This window comes from Spirosoma fluviale, from assembly GCF_900230225.1.
Classification (GTDB): domain Bacteria; phylum Bacteroidota; class Bacteroidia; order Cytophagales; family Spirosomataceae; genus Spirosoma; species Spirosoma fluviale.
Genome location: NZ_OCNH01000007.1, coordinates 228,965 through 244,664, shown reverse-complemented (window position 1 = coordinate 244,664; position 15,700 = coordinate 228,965). Strand labels below are relative to the sequence as shown.

The window sequence follows — 15,700 nt, the reverse complement described above, 5'->3', positions numbered from 1 at the left end:
TAATCAGTAAGTAGGGCAGATTCTGACACGGAGTCAGCCGGTTAGTTTTATTGCGTATGCTTTCCCGCTGATTAAGGTCTGTGTATAAATGACTGCTTAACCCGGTAAATTGTTATAAGATCAGATTGAAAACAGAAGCGACTAAAACGATAGGATGTCAGCTAGTCAATTAGTTAACATCTTATCGTTTTAGTCGCATATTGACGTTTAGATCACGGTTGACCGCTTTTTGTTGTATCGGGTGGAGCTACAGGATCGGGAGCCGGAGCTGTTGGCGAGAAGGTCGAGTCCGTTTCAACGCCCGGTACATCGGTCGAATCCGATTCAGTGGACGTATCTTCATCACCGGAGTAGCCGCAGTTGAGATACTCTTTAGTGATGCCATTGGCCTTCGGAAATGGACTTTGCAGGTTCTTGAATTTTGGGTCCCGGTACACTTTTTCCAAAAAACTGCCCACTATTGGCAGGGCTGTTTTGGCACCTTCACCAAGATCGGTAGAGCGGAAGTGAATACTCCGGTCATCGCCACCCACCCAGGCCCCCACAACCAGATTGTTGGATACACCGACGAACCAGCCATCGGAGTTATTGGATGTCGTACCGGTTTTACCACCCATTTCATTCTTATTCTTGAACAGGTCGAACGACCACAGGTTCTGAGACGTACCGCCCGGTTCCTGCAAACCACCCTGTAGCATGTAGCGCATTAAAAAGGCCGTTTCCGGACTTATGGCCCGTTTGTGCTGGCTCGTGAACGTTTCGATAACGTTCCCATCTCGGTCTTCAATGCGCTGAACAATAATGGGCTCGGTAGATTCGCCATCGTTGACAAAGGTGCAATAAGCTCCCACCAGTTCATAGAGCGACACATCCGAAGAGCCCAGCCCAATGGAGGGTACGGCTTCCAGCCGACTTTTTATACCCATCCGGTGGGCATATTGCGCCACCAGCTCCGGGGTAACCCGGTCGGTTAATTGTGCCGTTATGGAGTTTACTGAACGCGCCATGGCCCGGCGCAGGGTCATGTTCGAATACGAATAATAACCGGTTGAGTTACGGGGTTCCCACATTTTATCCTGGCCATTTTCCCGATACTCTTTTCGGAAAGGCCTGTCCTGAATGCGGTCGCAGGGACTGAGGTTAATGAGCGTATCATCAATGGCGGTCGTATAGACGAAAGGCTTGAAGGTTGACCCCGGTTGGCGTCTGCCCTGCTTCACGTGGTCGTATTTGAAGTAGTCGTAATCCAGGCCGCCCACCCAGGCGCGTATGTAGCCCGTACGCGGGTCCATTGCTACCATACCCGCCTGCAGAAAGTGCTTGTAATAGGCAATGGAATCGTAAGGAGTCATTTCAACGGAATCATAGCCCCGTTTGCTCGTCCAGCTAAACACCCGCATTTTGTACTTCACGTTTTTCATGTAGTACATAATGGAATCCGGGTAGAGCGGCATAAACCGGCGGCTCAGGGATTTATACCGTTCTGTCCGTCGGGCTACGGAGTCAATGAAGCCGGGCAGTTCAACCCCCTTTTCGTCGGTCCACGGATTACGGCCCTGCCAGTGGTTATCGAAGGTCCGCTGGAGTTGCTTCATCTTCTCACTGGTAGCGGTTTCGGCATAGGTCTGCATCCGGGAGTCGATGGTTGTGATAATGCGCAATCCATCGGTATACAGGTCGTAGCCGTTTTCCTCACCCCATTTCTTTACATAGTCCTGAACGGCATTTTTAAGGTAACTGGCTGGTCCTGAGTAGGGATTCTCTGGTGTGAATTCTGTTTCTAAGGGGAGTGCGCTGATGGAGTCGGCTTGGGGTTTGGTCAGGAAGTCATACTTAGCCATCTGTGCCAGTACAATGTTCCGGCGTTCGCGGGAGCGCTTGGGGTTTTTGAGCGGGTTGTAGTTGGTGGTCGCTTTTTGCAGGCCAACCAGTACCGCTCCTTCCTGTACGTTCAGACTGTCGGGGGCTTTGTTGAAAAAAGTACGGGCGGCTGTTTTCAACCCAAAGGCGTTGCTGCCAAAGTCGACGGTATTGAAGTAGTAAGTGATAATTTCTTCCTTCGAAAAGTTACGTTCCAGCTTGAGTGCCATCAGCCACTCTTTCGATTTGTAGATGACCTTCCGAATGAATGGAATGCGGGTTAACAGGCCGGTATTGGTTTTTCGGCGGGTTTTAAAAAGATTTTTGGCTAATTGCTGCGTGATGGTTGAACCGCCCCCTTCGCGGCCGAAACTGATTACTGCCCGGCCAATAGCGCGGGGATCAACGCCACCGTGGTCGTAGAAACGGGCATCTTCCGTAGCAACCAGCGCGTTGATCAGCTGTTTGGGAATGTTTTCGTATTTAATGGGCGTCCGATTTTCGGCGTAGAACTTACCGATCATCACGCCATCCTGCGAATAGATCTCTGACGATTGGTTCAGCTTCGGATTACTTAGTTCCTCAACGCTGGGCATGGCACCCGTCAAATACAGGAAGTTGTAATTCAGTACGAATACGTACATGCCCAGGGCCAGCAAGGCCACGAGTCCCCCTTTGACTGTATTTTTAATATAAGGATAATACCAGGAATCGGGGTCGATATACCGATGAACGAACGAACGGAACTGGTTACGATACGTATGATACGTGTTGACCCATGCATTGACGCGCTCTTCGCCTGCAACTCGTGCGATATGGCGGCCGACTCTGCGTCTGACATTGCCAGTTAATTTTTGACGTTGTCGAAATGCGCCAAAAGCGTGCCTGACAGCGCGGAATCGCTCCCTATATTGACTCATGCGTTAAAAATCCAAGAAACTTATTTAGTTGGATCCGGGCACTGTTCCTCCGGGACGAATCTGTCCAGACGCGGGTCTGTTAAGATCAGGCCCATGCAGACCCGGTCTATTACGACCGGGTCAATCCAGACCGGGGTTCAAATATAACGTATTTTCGCCCGATCTTATACACAAAAACCGGGTCACTTACACGACCCGGTTGGTTTCTAAGAAGTTATTTTTTGGGGCTATCCGCTATTTGTTTCAAAACAGGTTTTAGGTAGCCTTGTCATCGATCTACGCGATTTCTTACTTCTTCTCGAAGGTCATCGCTACACCATTCATGCAGTACCGAAGGCCAGTAGGTTTAGGACCATCCTCAAAGACGTGGCCCAGATGACCACCGCAAACGTTGCAGACAACTTCCGTACGCACCATACCGTAGCTTTTGTCCACATTTTCCTTTACAGCCGTTTTAGAAATCGGCGCGTAAAAGCTAGGCCAGCCCGTTCCCGAATCAAACTTGGTCGCGGAAGAGAACAATGGCGTATGGCAACCGGCGCAGTAGAAGGTACCGTGGTCATGGATGTCGTTGAGTGGGCTGGTAAAAGCCCGTTCGGTACCGTGTTCACGCAGAACGGCATACTGGCTGGGCGTAAGAATCTTCTTCCACTCAGCGTCGGTTTTCACGACACGGCGAGGAGGGGTATCGTCGGACGTAAAGGCCAGACTTACGAACAGGCAACTGCTTAAAATGAAAATCAGGGCAAGTTTCATGACGTTTTTTAGTAGGAATGCTGATAAAAGGATCGAGACGAAATAGGCGTATGCTGCCGGTTTTTTTACATGAAAACCTCCAGCCGATGAGGTGAATCGATTGATAATAAACGGATTTCTCAGACGCTTAACGCAGTAATAACGCAAAAAGGAAGGGCTACGTTCAGGCATTGACCGGTGCCATAGCCAGTAAGGTTGAGAGCGTGGGTGTAGGACTGCCACCCCGTTTCTCGATGGTTACGGCAAACGCGTCGGCCCGCCCGACCTGCCGGTTCAAGCGCTGGACCTGATCGGACGACGTAGAGCCATCGAATACCCCGGCATCAACGGGTTTTCCATCAACCATCGACCAGAGCTGGTACTGTTTGTCGGCGGGCAGAGGGGGCATTGACTGTACCTGAACGGCTAGCTGCTGTGTGTTGCTATTCCAGAAGATGAGCATGTTGCCATTCGGGGCTTTTTCATTACCCTGAAGTTTCAGGGTTCGGGTACCCGGCTGACGAACCAGCGCCAGTAACTGATCGGCCTGGGTTTTCTTTTCCCTCAATTGGCGAACTTCGGCCTGCATCCGGTCATTACTGGTTCGTAAAGAAGCCAGTGTTCGCTGGTTTGAGCGTAGTTGTGAGAGCAGAAAGAAGGAAAAGAGCAGCAGCAACAGCCCCATAGAAGCCGCTACGACCCACGACATCCGAAAGGCGAGACCCGTTGTTGTTGGCGTCGTATCGACAGGCAAAGGCCGGACAATCGTTTCCGGTTTTTCTGGCTCTTTAAACTCTAACTGGCTCAGGATCTTCGACCGCAACGACGCGGGTGGTTCCACACTATGCGAAAGGGCGTAGTCTTCCAGAACTTCGGACAACTGGTCAAGTTCGTGCCGTATGTCAGGATATATAGAAGACAGGCACTCGACCTCGCGTCGTTCCTGGTCGCTCACCGCACCCATGACGTAAGACTCTAAGATACCAGACGCTATGTATTCTGTGACGTTCATGATTTGAATAGTTGCTTTAATTCCTGCAATGCAGCCCGTACACGGGTTTTCACCGTACCTAGCGGTAGATTCAGTTCTTCGGCGGCCTCTTCGTGTGTGTATCCGCCAAAATAAACGAGGTCAATTAGCTGTTTTCGCTCCGGTCTTAACTGGCCAACCACTTCTTTAACGCCAATATGATCCGGATTGGGTTGCTCCGTGTTGTGCTGGCGGTCAACAATATGTACGTTGTCTTCGTCGGTTCGGATTGCCGCAAAGGGTTGCGTTTTACGGGAGCGCAAGGAATCAATGGCTGTATTTCGGGCGATGTTCAGCATCCAGGTAAACAAACGACCTTTGCTGGCGTCGTAGGCGTCCAGATTTTTCCAGATTTTGACGAAGATGTCCTGCAGGAGATCGGCGGCCTGCTCATCATCGCGAACGATGCGCAGCACAACACCATACAGAGCTGGTGAGTATTGATCGTAGAGCCATTGGAAAGCCTGCTGATCGCGCTGGGTAAGCTTTTCAATCAGGACACTTTCCGAAACTAGAGAAGATTGGCGTTTCACGAGGGGAGTGTTAATTGAGCCAAATATATACAGAATTTCAAAAAATGAACGATACCTTCCCGATAAAGTGAAACGTTCGTAGAGTCAAACCATAACTGGTATACGGTTATGAAAGAACCTGATAAGAGCGTTCGCTTTATAATTGAGCGTTCTCATCAGGTTCCTATGGTCAATCAGCTGGTTTTACTTGAAGGCTTCGGCACCCGATTTAGGCATCAATACGTTGTTAATCCCGTAAACCATGCCGTTCGATTGCCGCTGGCCAGCCTCTTCCACGGTGGCCGTGTGTCCCTGCTCGTCCGTAATCGTCAGGCGGCCGTTGGATTCCTGTACAGTCAATGTAGAGCCCGCCAATGTTTTGAGCTGCGCTTTTCCGTTTCCGGCTTTAGCCTGGCGACCCAACTCTTCCACACTTAGTGAACCATCTACAACATGGTAGGAGAGAAGTTGCTTTAAGGCGTCCCGATTACTGCCATCCAGGAGTGCTCCCTGCGCCGTTGAGGATAGTTTTTTGAAGGCGTTGTTGGTTGGCGCAAAGATGGTGTAAGGGCCTGATCCTTTCAAAACGTCCCATAAGTTGGCCGATTGAAGCGCATTTTGAAGCGTGATGAAATTAGGCGACGACGCCACAAAGTCTCCAATGCTCGTGTTCCGTTCGGTACTACCAGCTTTGACAGCGGGCTCTTTACTGTTTTTTTCGCCCGATACGGCAGCCGCTGTACCCGCGTTGGAATCCGTAGCCCCCGTGTTGGGCGAATAGGCCGCTCCTGCACTGCTCGACGAACTGCGTGCCGCGCTGTTGTTTTGTCCGTTACTGACCTGGTCGGCTGGGGTAGTCGATGGGTTAGAGGCTCCCATTGCATTCGGATTACTGCCTGCACCGGTGGGGGCATTGGTAACGTTGTTGCTATTGTAATTGGTAGTGTTACTGTTGTTCACCGCCGTCCCGACACTAGATGAGCTTTCCCGGTAAGCAGCATCCTGCGAGGAGGTATTGGTGGTTGTGCCCGTGCTGCCCGCTTTCTGGTTGGTCGCTCTTTTGTTTCGCTTCATGGCTCGTTTCTGATCGCGGGAGGGTTTAGTCGGCATAGAATCGGTGGCTATAGCGCCCTGCGGATACGTAGTTGATGTGGCAGCTCCAGGGGGTGTTGTCTGCGCCCAGACGGGTACTGCCAGCAGCGTTGTTCCTAACGCTAAAAGGCTAAAACTTTGCTTGATTTTCATAACGTTGTCGGGAATAAGTGTATTAACTATATGTCATGTTTTAACTGGTTTTTCCACAAAAAGTTTGCCGGGCCATGTGCATTCTTTGCCTAAAGGCGGGTAGATTTGCCGCCATCACAACAAACCACTTTGTACGATTATGCAGTCTATTCTTCCTCTGCCTACCCAGCCTGTTAAACCGGGCACCAGTACGGGTCAGGTCTTCTGGCAGGCTGATAAAGCTAAAACCGTTGATTCTTATTCGCCGGCTGATGGACAACTGATTGCCCGTGTTCATCTATCCACCCGTGCTGATTATGACCGTGTCGTTGAAACCGCACAAGCGGCTTTTGCCGAATGGCGATTGGTTCCGGCACCGCGCCGGGGCGAAATTGTCCGGCAGATGGGTGAGCAGTTTCGGCGGTATAAGCGCGAACTAGGTACGCTGGTAAGCTACGAAATGGGCAAATCCCTACAGGAGGGTTTGGGCGAAGTGCAGGAGATCATCGACATCTGCGACTTTGCCGTTGGGCAGTCGCGCCAGCTTTATGGGTTGTCCATGCACTCCGAACGGCCTGCGCACCGGATGCTGGAACAGTGGCATCCGCTGGGTGTGGTCGGTATTATTTCAGCGTTTAATTTCCCCGTTGCGGTCTGGTCCTGGAACGCCATGCTAGCCTGGGTCTGTGGCGATGTGTGCATCTGGAAGCCATCCGAAAAAACACCGTTGACAGCGCTGGCCTGTCAGCAGATTATTGGCGATGTGCTGCGCAACAACGATGTACCAGAAGGTGTGTCGTGCCTGGTTACCGGCGGCCGCGAAGCCGGTGAATGGCTGGCTCGTGACCCACGTATTGCGCTTGTATCGGCTACGGGCAGTACCCGCATGGGGAAAGCCGTTGCCGAAGCCGTTGCCAGTCGGCTGGGTAAGAGTTTGCTCGAACTGGGTGGCAATAATGCGATCATTGTTTCGGAGCACGCCGACCTTGACTTAGCCATTCCGGCCATTGTCTTTGGCGCAGTGGGTACGGCAGGGCAAAGATGCACCAGCACCCGCCGGATCATTGTTCAGGAAAGCATTTATGAGGATGTAAAAAGTCGGCTTAAAAACGCTTACGCCCAGCTGCGTATAGGTAGCCCGTTAGACGAATCGTTTCATGTTGGCCCCGTTATCGATATGGCAACCGTGGCGCAGTATCAGGCCGCAGTCAATGAGATTCGGGAGCAGGGCGGGCGTTTTGTTGTAGAGCCAGGTATTTTGGATGGATTAGGGTTCGAATCGGGCTGTTATGTGCGTCCGTGCATTGCCGAAGCCGAAAATAGCTGGCCGGTTGTACAGCGTGAAACCTTCGCACCCATCCTGTACATGCTTAAATACACTACGCTGGAAGACGCCATCCGTCAGCAAAATAATGTGCCTCAGGGGTTATCGTCTTCTATTTTCACTCTAAACATGCGCGAAGCGGAGCAGTTTCTGGCGGCTACCGGCTCCGATTGCGGCATTGCCAACGTCAACATTGGTACATCGGGTGCAGAAATTGGCGGTGCGTTTGGGGGCGAAAAGGAAACCGGCGGTGGTCGGGAGTCGGGTTCCGATGCCTGGAAAGCCTACATGCGCCGACAAACCAATACCATCAACTACGGCACCACCATGCCGCTCGCGCAGGGTATTGCGTTCGAGTTGTAGCTTGGTTTAGTGGAGTAGGTGGAGTGAGTGGATTGAGTGAAGTAGGTGGAATGGTGTAGTAAGTACCGACTTTCACTCACTCCACCTACTTCACTTACTTCACTCACTTTCACCTACTCCACTATTTTCCCAACGTTGGTGTTCCTTCCCCCGTTAGTACATAGCGCATGTTCATCGTTGGGAACTTAGTGGCTATTTCGGCCAGCGATTCGCTGCTGAGGTAGGTTTTATTGCCAATATGCCGGTAGAATTTTTCCCGGCTATACCCCAATTCTTTTGCTAACCGGTAGACCGTCACTTCCTGTGCGGCCAGGGCTTCTTTGAGCCATTTTCCCTGAATATTGGTCTTTTTTTCTCGTCGTCCAGCCATAAAACAAAGGTAAAAAATATATGTATTTTTAGTTGTATATAAGTATTGTTTGTAGTATATTTAAGACATGGAAATCATTGAAAAAAACGCCCGAAAAGGGCTCGATTTAGGGCAAATTCTGGATAGCGCAGCGCTGTTTTCGCCCCAGCCGTGCGTTTATTATTTAATTAATGTCCGGAATGAAGTCGTTTATATCGGGCAGACGCTGAACCTGTATGCCAGCTTATTGGAACACCGGAAAGACGAGGTAAAATTTGTCCGGTTTCGTTACTTCACCTGTGAGGAAAGTGATCTGGAACGGCTGGCGCAGGGAGCCATTGATCGGCTTGATCCAGTTCTTAACAGAGTGCCCAAAATAAAGTCCGTTACGGTGCCCGGCAACTTAAGCAAGCCCTTTATTTGCTTGAAGTACAACATTACCCCCGTTGCTTTTGAGCGCCTTCGGGAGGCTTTTGAGCTGCAACCGGCCAGTTCGTTCGGCAATGCAAAATATTACAAGCCCGACGAGGTAGAAGCCTGGGTCAGGCGTTTTAAAGGGCTGGTGGTGTCGGGGCGGCATGTATTACAGGCCAAGCCTACCTATCTGGCCGTAGGCATCAGCAGCCGAACCAAACAAATTCAGCTCTTTACAAAATGATCGGCAAGAGCCTGTGGTAGTCTGGCTTGTGTGGTGACGAATACAGGCTTTTGGTGTCTGAAATTGCTTCATCACGTCAAATATCTGTATTCGTATGATCACTATTCGCATTGATGACCGAGACACATCCTTGCTGGCGGTCTTGTTTCCCGAAGACCCGGTTGCCAACGACCTCATTCGGCAAGTCCCTGGTCGCCGGTTCAGTCGTTCGCGTCGGTGCTGGCTACTACCAAACACCCGTGAGAGCGTTATAAAAGTAGGTCAGTTATTTGGCAAAGGGTATTGTCGTTTTGATGAAGCGGTGGTTAGACTCTATAAGCCAACGGCCACTTCTTCCGAGCTCGATCAAGCCACAAATCCAACCTGGCCACCCGTTGGAAAAGAGCAAGCGTGTAGAACTTTCAAATACGCTCCACCCCTGAGAGAATATGATCAACATCCCATTATCCTGGCTCTTTGGGCAGCGATGCATGTACAGAATTACAGCCGAAAGACATTCAAAAACTACAAGCAGGCTCTTATTGTGTTGATCCGCTATTTCGAGCCTGGTGGAATTGATTCGTTGACCAAAGCTCAATACCAAAAATACCTGTTGTTTTTAGTTGAAAAAAAACGGCTGAGTGGCTCTACGCTGAACGTTCATATAAACGCCTACAAGTTTTTTTGTGAGAAGGTTTTTCATCGTGAGAAGGAGTTCTATGATATAGCCTACCCACGTCAGGCGGTAAAACTCCCTACGGTTTATAGCGTGGCTGAAGTGAGAGCCATTTTTGAAGCAACGACCAGTTTAAAGTACCGGGTTTTGTTTATGCTGGTTTACGCCACGGGTTTACGTTTAAACGAGGTAGCTCATCTGCGTATTACCGACCTTGACCGTACACGCAGGCTGGTGACCATTCGGGCTGGTAAAGGCAAAAAAGACCGTATTGTGATGTTGACTAGTAAACTGGAAGTAGCTATAGACGAGTATCTGATTCAATATAAACCGAAAGTCTACTTGTTTGAAGGTTCGGAAAACGGTGAGCTACTACAAAATCGGGTGATTCAACTGGTTTATAGCGATGTACTAAGGTTTGCGGGAATTACGAAAAAAGGCGGTATTCATACGCTTCGTCACAGCTTCGCCACGCACTTATTGGAATCAGGCACTGATATTCGCCAGATCCAGGTATTGCTTGGGCATGAGAGTATACTGACGACCATGCGCTATACGCACGTATCGGCCGACACGATCAGCAAACTTAAAAGTCCATTAGATGATCTGTAGAGGGCAATTTCTGTGGTCTATGCCGTAAGAGCCTGACACGGAGTTGTTCAAGACTAAAAAATTTGCTTTTCAGGACATAGCCTTGTGTTGTGCCTATGATTATCCGTTTGTTCATCCTGACCTGTCCACGCGAGTCGAAACGGTACAACCGCTTATCATGTCCAAAAAAGTAGTTCGGGTATCCATCGATATCCCATACTCGCTCAACCAGTTGATTAACAGAAACTTTTTTTGCCATATAATTTGTAAAACTTCGTGTATCTGCCTATGATTGTAGAAACTTTTTTTAACCTTTAGGTTACTACAGCAAAGTTAGGGAATATGCGCCAAACAATTAATATTAACGCACTGACTATCAGTGCATTAATATTAAGCGAAGTTTCGCCCTTTATTATGTTGGGTGTTCCCCCAAACATGCTACGCGACGCAATGCCTATGCCAGCTAAATCTCACAGGGCACTTCTCACATGCTACGTTGGCGTTAAGCGGTCTTGTGTTGCTCTACTTGCTACGTGTCCGGTTGCTCTATGTCTCTTAGGGAATAGAGTCATCTATCAGGATTGGCGCGGGCGAGTAGAACGGTGTTGCATCAAATGAAACCCACATCAAAAATATACTTACATGACCCTATCAGAACAGATTGATGAAATCTTAATATATGTTGCAGAAGGTGGCTATATAGGTATTAGTAACGATACGCCTGATTTGTACAGGAAGGCAGTTAGCAAAATGAAAGCACTTGGGCTTATAGTCCCCCGTGCAAATACGTATGATTTGACCGACAAAGGCTATGATGCTATCGAAGTCGGCGGGTACGAAAAATGGAGGGAGTTAATAGCCAAGCGTGAGGCTGAATTAAAAAATCCATTGGTAAAGATTGATAATTCCATTTTTGGTAATAACAATTCCGGAAACAATGTAGGTCAAGATTTTGAAGTTTTCCCCCAAATCCAACCAGAAACCAGTCCTAGCCAAAATGCAAAACCAATAGCTACACACGAAGTGAAAATGTCCACGGCTCAATTTGTTTTTTGGTTGTTCAGCGCCTTAGTGAGCGGAATCGGTATAGGGTTCGCCATAGCCAAGACGCTATCTTAAATATAGTACATTTTTAAACAAAATAAAACACAAATAAACATTTCTGTCCAATACCCACCTAAAGAGATTAGAATTAATGTCGCAAACTGGAAAGATTACCCACGAGGGAGAGCTTGATTTAAATGGAATTATGTTGCCATGCTATGTCTTAGAAGATGGGACGCGCGTACTTTCATCACGAGGTATGCAAAATTCGCTCAAGCTGGTTGACGTGACCACTGTGTCAGATACAGCAAAACTTACTGGTGCAGCTTTGACCCGTTTTATGGGGACAAAGTGGTTTAAGTCATTGATAGTCAACACAAATAAGCTGGAACACTTTAAGCCAATTGGCTGCTATAAAGGCAACCAAAGAATCAATGGATATGAGGCAGTAATGTTGGCGGACTTTTGCGATGTTATGTTAGATGCTCGTAATAATGGATTAATTGAAAAAGAACGACAGGCGGTCGTTGCCGCTCAATGTGAGATCCTAATTAGGGCATTTGCAAAGGTTGGAATCATTGCGCTTGTTGACGAAGCGACTGGCTATCAATACACAAGGGAAAAGAATGAACTTCAAAAGATACTAAAAGCGTATGTTTCTGAGGAAATCTTGAATTGGCAAAAAACCTTTCATGATAGTTTTTACCGAGAAATCTTTCGACTAAGAAAATGGAATTTTACAGCAAATGATATTAAGCAAAGACCTAGCATAGTAGGCAAGTACACTAATCAGTTTGTTTATGAAATGTTGCCGCCCGGTGTTTTGCAAAAGCTTAAGCAAGTCACACCAAAGAACGCAAATGGAAATTATATATATAAGTTTCACCAATCTTTGACGCCCGAAACTGGGCGCGAGCATTTACGAAACCACTTAATATCTGTTACCACAATTATGAGCATCGCTAGAAATTGGCAAGAATTTCTAGATTTATTTGCCCGAAAATTTGGACAAACGGCAATAGATTTTGATGATCCAGTAGATGGAAAATAAATGGAGTAATCTTTGAGTTAACCTTCCTCTTTTTGATCATCCCCTAACACATACCCCAGAACCTTCTCATAAATCGCCATGTTACTTTCCCACTCCTCTTTCGTCATAGGCGTATATAGGTCTGCGGGGAGCGGTTCAGGCTCATTTGCCGCGTCGGTGCGGGCGGAAGGTAATTGTTCATCAGTCATAGCTTTGTCTATTTTAGAGTAGATCCAACAGGGTACGGGGAGTATGCGGGGCTGTGGCACCCAACAATTGAAGTGTGGAAAGGCTCCCTACGGTCGCCATCACACTTCAAGGCGTTGGGTGCGGGTCCAAAATGCGCTCACTAGTCGGGTTACCTGCGACAGTGGGGCAACGAGTTAGTTAGGCTGTTGCTCATAGGCGGTTTACGTGTGACAACGTGAACGCCTGAGTTAGGCAAGTAAAGCATATTAGGCAGCTTACCTGCGACAAAGGGAACGCCTTTCAGTCAAGAGTCCATTTTACCGTATGCTCACCAACCATAAATGTTAGGGAACCTACTTTTCTACGATTGAAGGCATCCAGTATTTGAGTTGCGTCAATCTCTATAGAATGCAGTCGTTTAAACTCTTGAGCCACATGCTCAGCCATTTTCTTAAAAATGTCTTTTCCCTGCTTGTGACAAACAAGCTGATCTGTATCTGAAACTAATACCTCAGCAATCATGGCTTCCATACAATTAGTAGATGATTTTCAACAATATAGCGGCTTTATTGTGAAAATTACAATGAAAGAGACGAAAGAGCAACAAATTGGTTGGCTTGGTATGCTTATGAGTATTAGACCAGGAACTTCACAGTTTGCTGACAAATTCCCATTGGCCACCTTAACCCTTGTTAACGACTGGGAAAATTACAGCATCGAAACTGACAATGAAATGCGTGAAGTTTCTATTGATGCTTCAGATGTGGAGTCAATAGAGATTTTGAAGCGAGTTCACTAAAAAGTAGTAAGTCAAGCTCACCGGCGACAGGCAGCAGGCCGCAAGGTCAGGCTCTCAGCCCAACCGGGCAGGTGTGTAAAGGCTTCCTACGGTCGCCATCAACACCTGCGGTCGTTGGGTGAACCGGCCATAATTGGGAGTCAAAGGCAGGTTACCTGCGACAGGTTGCAGGCCGCATAGGTCAGGTTTTTTGCTCGTTCGGCAGGTTTCGTGTGACAATGCAAACGCCCTGGTTATGTAAGCCTTAATAAGAGTCAGGTAGCTTGTGTTCGATAGGCTTAATATTTAAGTAAGTTCAATCAATGAAGAATATCTTACTATTTCTAACCATTTTTCTTACCAGTTGTGAATCTGAACCTGCATTTGAATACTATACTTCACCAGACAAAATCAGCAGTGTAACTTTAGTTAGGTATGAGGGCCGGGTTTATTTTACAAAAGGCAATTACAGTCGACGTGAAGTACCTCAAAGTTTTATTTGGCCTATATCCGGCATTGATAATGCCTATCTGTGTTATATTCACTGGTGTGGTGAAGATGGCATTGAGATACTTTCACCCTATGGAGAGTGGCTGGACACAGAGAAAGATAGTAAGCTAAAATTCAGAAAAATAGACGATGTTGAAGCCAATGCAATTAGACAAAACAAAACGGATAAATACGTCTATTGTTATGGCAACATTGCTCCGTAGGGATGTTATAACACTTGAAGCATTTTCAGTTGTCGTGCGACAGGACGCACGTCCCAGAGGAAAGTCCGCAGCCCAACCAGCAAAGGGTGTAAAGGTTCAAGTGAGTTTTGTTCAGTGAGTTGGCCCGCATACCATCAGCCCTTTGGGTCGTTGGGTGAAAGTCTAAGTCGTTTCGAGTGTTGCATTCCCGCCGACAGGCAGCGTGTCCCGTAGGGCAGCGATTAGTTTTCATTTTGGGGCCTCGGCTGAGCAGATTGTGGACTTTAACGTCCTAAGTTCCGGCGACAGAGCAAACAAATCTGTTGAGCAGATTTGAGGTTTAAGAGCTAAAGTTATGAATGACAAGACAAACACTCCGACTAAGGACATACTCATTTTTTTAGTCAGGGTACAGCCAACGGATTACACAAGTCAAAAGCGGGTCATCAAGTTTTACTTCATGAGGAAAATCTATTTTACAATTTTTTTGACTCTTCTTTGGTCATTGGTACTAGCTCAGGAAACTAAAACTGAAGTTCTTATATTAGGTACAGTCCATTTTTTTGTCACTAAGGATGATTCTATTACTAGTCCGAAGAAGCAACAGGAATTAGCTGTCATTCTAAATCAACTGAGACTTTTCGCCCCTCAACAAATATTTATTGAAAATCCACCTGAAAATGATAAGTTTTATTTAGAAATTTTACAGGAAATCGAGAAGTCGGGAAAAGACACCCAGCAAAAATGGATCATAAATAACGAAATTTATCAAATTGGTATAAGGCTTTGTTCTCAACTTAAATTACACACTGGAGTTGAAGGTATTGATTGGCGCACTCCAAATCCAGAAGATTCCATTATAATATATACAAATGGCTATGAGAAAGCTTATGTCAATTTTATTAAAAAAGTGGAGGAATATACCTTAAAACGAGCAACTTTGAGTAGAGATTCGCTCATAATGGATAAAGAAGGGTTTAAGATAGTAGAGAAATATAATAAAGAGTTGTTACCTTACTACTCGATAAATAGTAAAATATCGTTAAAAAATATTCTATTATACGCTAATAATCCTGCTAATTCAAAAAAGTGGTATTACGCAAATAGACTACCAAATTTATTGAGCGACGTAGCAGGTATTGGAGCAGAAATGAATAACGCGGATATATTTAGGGATTTTAGAATATATAGAAATGCTCTCAACAAATTGCGAGAGCAAACTAAACGAGTTTTGATAATTTACGGGGCCGCTCATGCCCACATTTTATCCGACTTATTTAGTATGGACGAACGCTTTAAAGTCATCGAAGCAGGAACTGTGATTAAGTGACTTTAAACTTAAGCTCTGTAAGGGCGGCTCTCTGACGACAGACAGCACATGGCTTCGTTGGGTGAAGCCAACAGGCCGTGAGTGCTAGGCGGGCTACCGGCGACAGTGGAACCGCCCCGACAGGCCAACTGTTTGGCTCATGGGTCGGTTTCGGTCGACACCAGAACCGCCCTGAGTGCGGGCTTGGACAAGTCGGGCGGCTCCCAGTCGACAAGGCAAACGCCCCGTTAAGGCAGGCTGGACAAAAGCGGATAAAGTGCGTTGTTTTGCTTCGCCCTGGTCTTGAATCGGTTCCGTGCGTGGTTGTCCGCTCCGCGTGGGGCAGGCTTCCGCTGACAGGGAGCACGTCCCAAAGGAGTGTTTTCAGCCCAACATAACGGGTGTGTAAAGGTGCAAGTGGTTCGCGTTCAGGTGAG

General features: G+C 47.5%; 17 protein-coding genes. 9 read left to right on the top strand and 8 right to left on the bottom strand.

Annotated features, from left to right (window positions below):
- Positions 1-212 precede the first annotated feature (212 nt).
- From CRO74_RS27590 to CRO74_RS27570, 5 genes are all read right to left on the bottom strand, one after another.
- On the bottom strand, positions 213-2,780 hold the full coding sequence (locus CRO74_RS27590) for a penicillin-binding protein 1A (RefSeq protein WP_097130891.1): 2,568 nt from the start codon (positions 2,778-2,780) through the stop codon (positions 213-215).
- A 288-nt stretch (positions 2,781-3,068) separates the two neighbouring features.
- The gene (gene msrB / locus CRO74_RS27585) at positions 3,069-3,536 is read right to left on the bottom strand and encodes a peptide-methionine (R)-S-oxide reductase MsrB (RefSeq protein ID WP_097130889.1); all 468 of its coding nucleotides are present in this window, start codon (positions 3,534-3,536) and stop codon (positions 3,069-3,071) included.
- 163 nt (positions 3,537-3,699) lie between these two features.
- Positions 3,700-4,527, bottom strand: coding sequence for an anti-sigma factor (locus tag CRO74_RS27580; RefSeq protein WP_097130887.1), 828 nt, complete (start codon positions 4,525-4,527; stop codon positions 3,700-3,702).
- Positions 4,524-5,078, bottom strand: coding sequence for an RNA polymerase sigma factor (locus CRO74_RS27575; RefSeq protein ID WP_097130884.1), 555 nt, complete (start codon positions 5,076-5,078; stop codon positions 4,524-4,526). The genes CRO74_RS27580 and CRO74_RS27575 overlap by 4 nt, the downstream gene beginning before the upstream one ends.
- Before the next feature lie 183 nt (positions 5,079-5,261).
- Positions 5,262-6,302 (bottom strand): fasciclin domain-containing protein, encoded by a 1,041-nt coding sequence (locus CRO74_RS27570; RefSeq protein WP_097130882.1) that lies wholly within the window; start codon positions 6,300-6,302, stop codon positions 5,262-5,264.
- 139 nt (positions 6,303-6,441) lie between these two features.
- Here CRO74_RS27570 and amaB point away from each other — a divergent pair, with 139 nt between their 5' ends.
- Positions 6,442-7,968, top strand: coding sequence for an L-piperidine-6-carboxylate dehydrogenase (gene amaB / locus CRO74_RS27565; RefSeq protein WP_097130880.1), 1,527 nt, complete (start codon positions 6,442-6,444; stop codon positions 7,966-7,968).
- Between the two features lie 121 nt (positions 7,969-8,089).
- Here the strand turns inward: amaB and CRO74_RS27560 are convergent, their stop codons facing one another.
- Positions 8,090-8,338, bottom strand: a complete 249-nt coding sequence (locus CRO74_RS27560; RefSeq protein WP_097130878.1) for a helix-turn-helix domain-containing protein — start codon at positions 8,336-8,338, stop codon at positions 8,090-8,092.
- Positions 8,339-8,405: 67 nt separating this feature from the next.
- Here CRO74_RS27560 and CRO74_RS27555 point away from each other — a divergent pair, with 67 nt between their 5' ends.
- From CRO74_RS27555 to CRO74_RS27535, 4 genes are all read left to right on the top strand, one after another.
- Positions 8,406-8,975 carry a GIY-YIG nuclease family protein gene (locus CRO74_RS27555; RefSeq protein ID WP_097130876.1) on the top strand — a complete coding sequence of 190 codons (570 nt, stop codon included), beginning with the start codon at positions 8,406-8,408 and terminating at the stop codon, positions 8,973-8,975.
- Positions 8,976-9,069: 94 nt separating this feature from the next.
- On the top strand, positions 9,070-10,242 hold the full coding sequence (locus tag CRO74_RS27550; RefSeq protein ID WP_097130874.1) for a tyrosine-type recombinase/integrase: 1,173 nt from the start codon (positions 9,070-9,072) through the stop codon (positions 10,240-10,242).
- A 621-nt stretch (positions 10,243-10,863) separates the two neighbouring features.
- The gene (locus tag CRO74_RS27540; protein ID WP_097130872.1) at positions 10,864-11,340 is read left to right on the top strand and encodes a hypothetical protein; all 477 of its coding nucleotides are present in this window, start codon (positions 10,864-10,866) and stop codon (positions 11,338-11,340) included.
- Positions 11,341-11,524: 184 nt separating this feature from the next.
- Entirely contained in the window at positions 11,525-12,316 is a 792-nt protein-coding gene (locus tag CRO74_RS27535; protein WP_179830321.1) for a P63C domain-containing protein, read from the top strand.
- A gap of 17 nt (positions 12,317-12,333) precedes the next feature.
- Here the strand turns inward: CRO74_RS27535 and CRO74_RS31730 are convergent, their stop codons facing one another.
- Both CRO74_RS31730 and CRO74_RS27530 read right to left on the bottom strand, forming a co-directional pair.
- A complete protein-coding gene (locus CRO74_RS31730) occupies positions 12,334-12,504 on the bottom strand; it encodes a hypothetical protein (RefSeq protein WP_179830320.1) in 171 nt (56 codons plus the stop codon).
- Between the two features lie 280 nt (positions 12,505-12,784).
- Positions 12,785-13,015: a hypothetical protein gene (locus CRO74_RS27530; protein ID WP_097130868.1), complete on the bottom strand. Its 231-nt coding sequence runs from the start codon at positions 13,013-13,015 to the stop codon at positions 12,785-12,787.
- Between CRO74_RS27530 and CRO74_RS27525 the strand changes: the two genes are divergently transcribed.
- From CRO74_RS27525 to CRO74_RS32265, 4 genes are all read left to right on the top strand, one after another.
- On the top strand, positions 13,005-13,283 hold the full coding sequence (locus tag CRO74_RS27525) for a hypothetical protein (RefSeq protein WP_097130866.1): 279 nt from the start codon (positions 13,005-13,007) through the stop codon (positions 13,281-13,283). The genes CRO74_RS27530 and CRO74_RS27525 overlap by 11 nt on opposite strands.
- Before the next feature lie 302 nt (positions 13,284-13,585).
- Positions 13,586-13,975 (top strand): hypothetical protein, encoded by a 390-nt coding sequence (locus tag CRO74_RS27520; protein WP_097130865.1) that lies wholly within the window; start codon positions 13,586-13,588, stop codon positions 13,973-13,975.
- A 439-nt stretch (positions 13,976-14,414) separates the two neighbouring features.
- Positions 14,415-15,284, top strand: a complete 870-nt coding sequence (locus tag CRO74_RS27515; protein ID WP_144035987.1) for a DUF5694 domain-containing protein — start codon at positions 14,415-14,417, stop codon at positions 15,282-15,284.
- A 105-nt stretch (positions 15,285-15,389) separates the two neighbouring features.
- The gene (locus tag CRO74_RS32265; protein WP_262508251.1) at positions 15,390-15,515 is read left to right on the top strand and encodes a hypothetical protein; all 126 of its coding nucleotides are present in this window, start codon (positions 15,390-15,392) and stop codon (positions 15,513-15,515) included.
- The last annotated feature ends 185 nt before the right edge of the window (positions 15,516-15,700 follow it).

What these genes read in the sequence shown, in the direction of transcription:
- CRO74_RS27535 (WP_179830321.1), top strand. Translation starts at nt 11,525, where the DNA reads ATGCAAAATTCGCTCAAGCTGGTTGACGTGACCACTGTGTCAGATACA.
- CRO74_RS27560 (WP_097130878.1), bottom strand. Translation starts at nt 8,338, where the DNA reads ATGGCTGGACGACGAGAAAAAAAGACCAATATTCAGGGAAAATGGCTC.
- CRO74_RS27515 (WP_144035987.1), top strand. Translation starts at nt 14,415, where the DNA reads ATGAGGAAAATCTATTTTACAATTTTTTTGACTCTTCTTTGGTCATTG.
- CRO74_RS27580 (WP_097130887.1), bottom strand. Translation starts at nt 4,527, where the DNA reads ATGAACGTCACAGAATACATAGCGTCTGGTATCTTAGAGTCTTACGTC.
- CRO74_RS27525 (WP_097130866.1), top strand. Translation starts at nt 13,005, where the DNA reads ATGGCTTCCATACAATTAGTAGATGATTTTCAACAATATAGCGGCTTT.
- CRO74_RS31730 (WP_179830320.1), bottom strand. Translation starts at nt 12,504, where the DNA reads ATGACTGATGAACAATTACCTTCCGCCCGCACCGACGCGGCAAATGAG.
- CRO74_RS27555 (WP_097130876.1), top strand. Translation starts at nt 8,406, where the DNA reads ATGGAAATCATTGAAAAAAACGCCCGAAAAGGGCTCGATTTAGGGCAA.
- CRO74_RS27530 (WP_097130868.1), bottom strand. Translation starts at nt 13,015, where the DNA reads ATGGAAGCCATGATTGCTGAGGTATTAGTTTCAGATACAGATCAGCTT.
- CRO74_RS27520 (WP_097130865.1), top strand. Translation starts at nt 13,586, where the DNA reads ATGAAGAATATCTTACTATTTCTAACCATTTTTCTTACCAGTTGTGAA.
- CRO74_RS27540 (WP_097130872.1), top strand. Translation starts at nt 10,864, where the DNA reads ATGACCCTATCAGAACAGATTGATGAAATCTTAATATATGTTGCAGAA.
- msrB (WP_097130889.1), bottom strand. Translation starts at nt 3,536, where the DNA reads ATGAAACTTGCCCTGATTTTCATTTTAAGCAGTTGCCTGTTCGTAAGT.
- CRO74_RS27590 (WP_097130891.1), bottom strand. Translation starts at nt 2,780, where the DNA reads ATGAGTCAATATAGGGAGCGATTCCGCGCTGTCAGGCACGCTTTTGGC.
- amaB (WP_097130880.1), top strand. Translation starts at nt 6,442, where the DNA reads ATGCAGTCTATTCTTCCTCTGCCTACCCAGCCTGTTAAACCGGGCACC.
- CRO74_RS27550 (WP_097130874.1), top strand. Translation starts at nt 9,070, where the DNA reads ATGATCACTATTCGCATTGATGACCGAGACACATCCTTGCTGGCGGTC.
- CRO74_RS27570 (WP_097130882.1), bottom strand. Translation starts at nt 6,302, where the DNA reads ATGAAAATCAAGCAAAGTTTTAGCCTTTTAGCGTTAGGAACAACGCTG.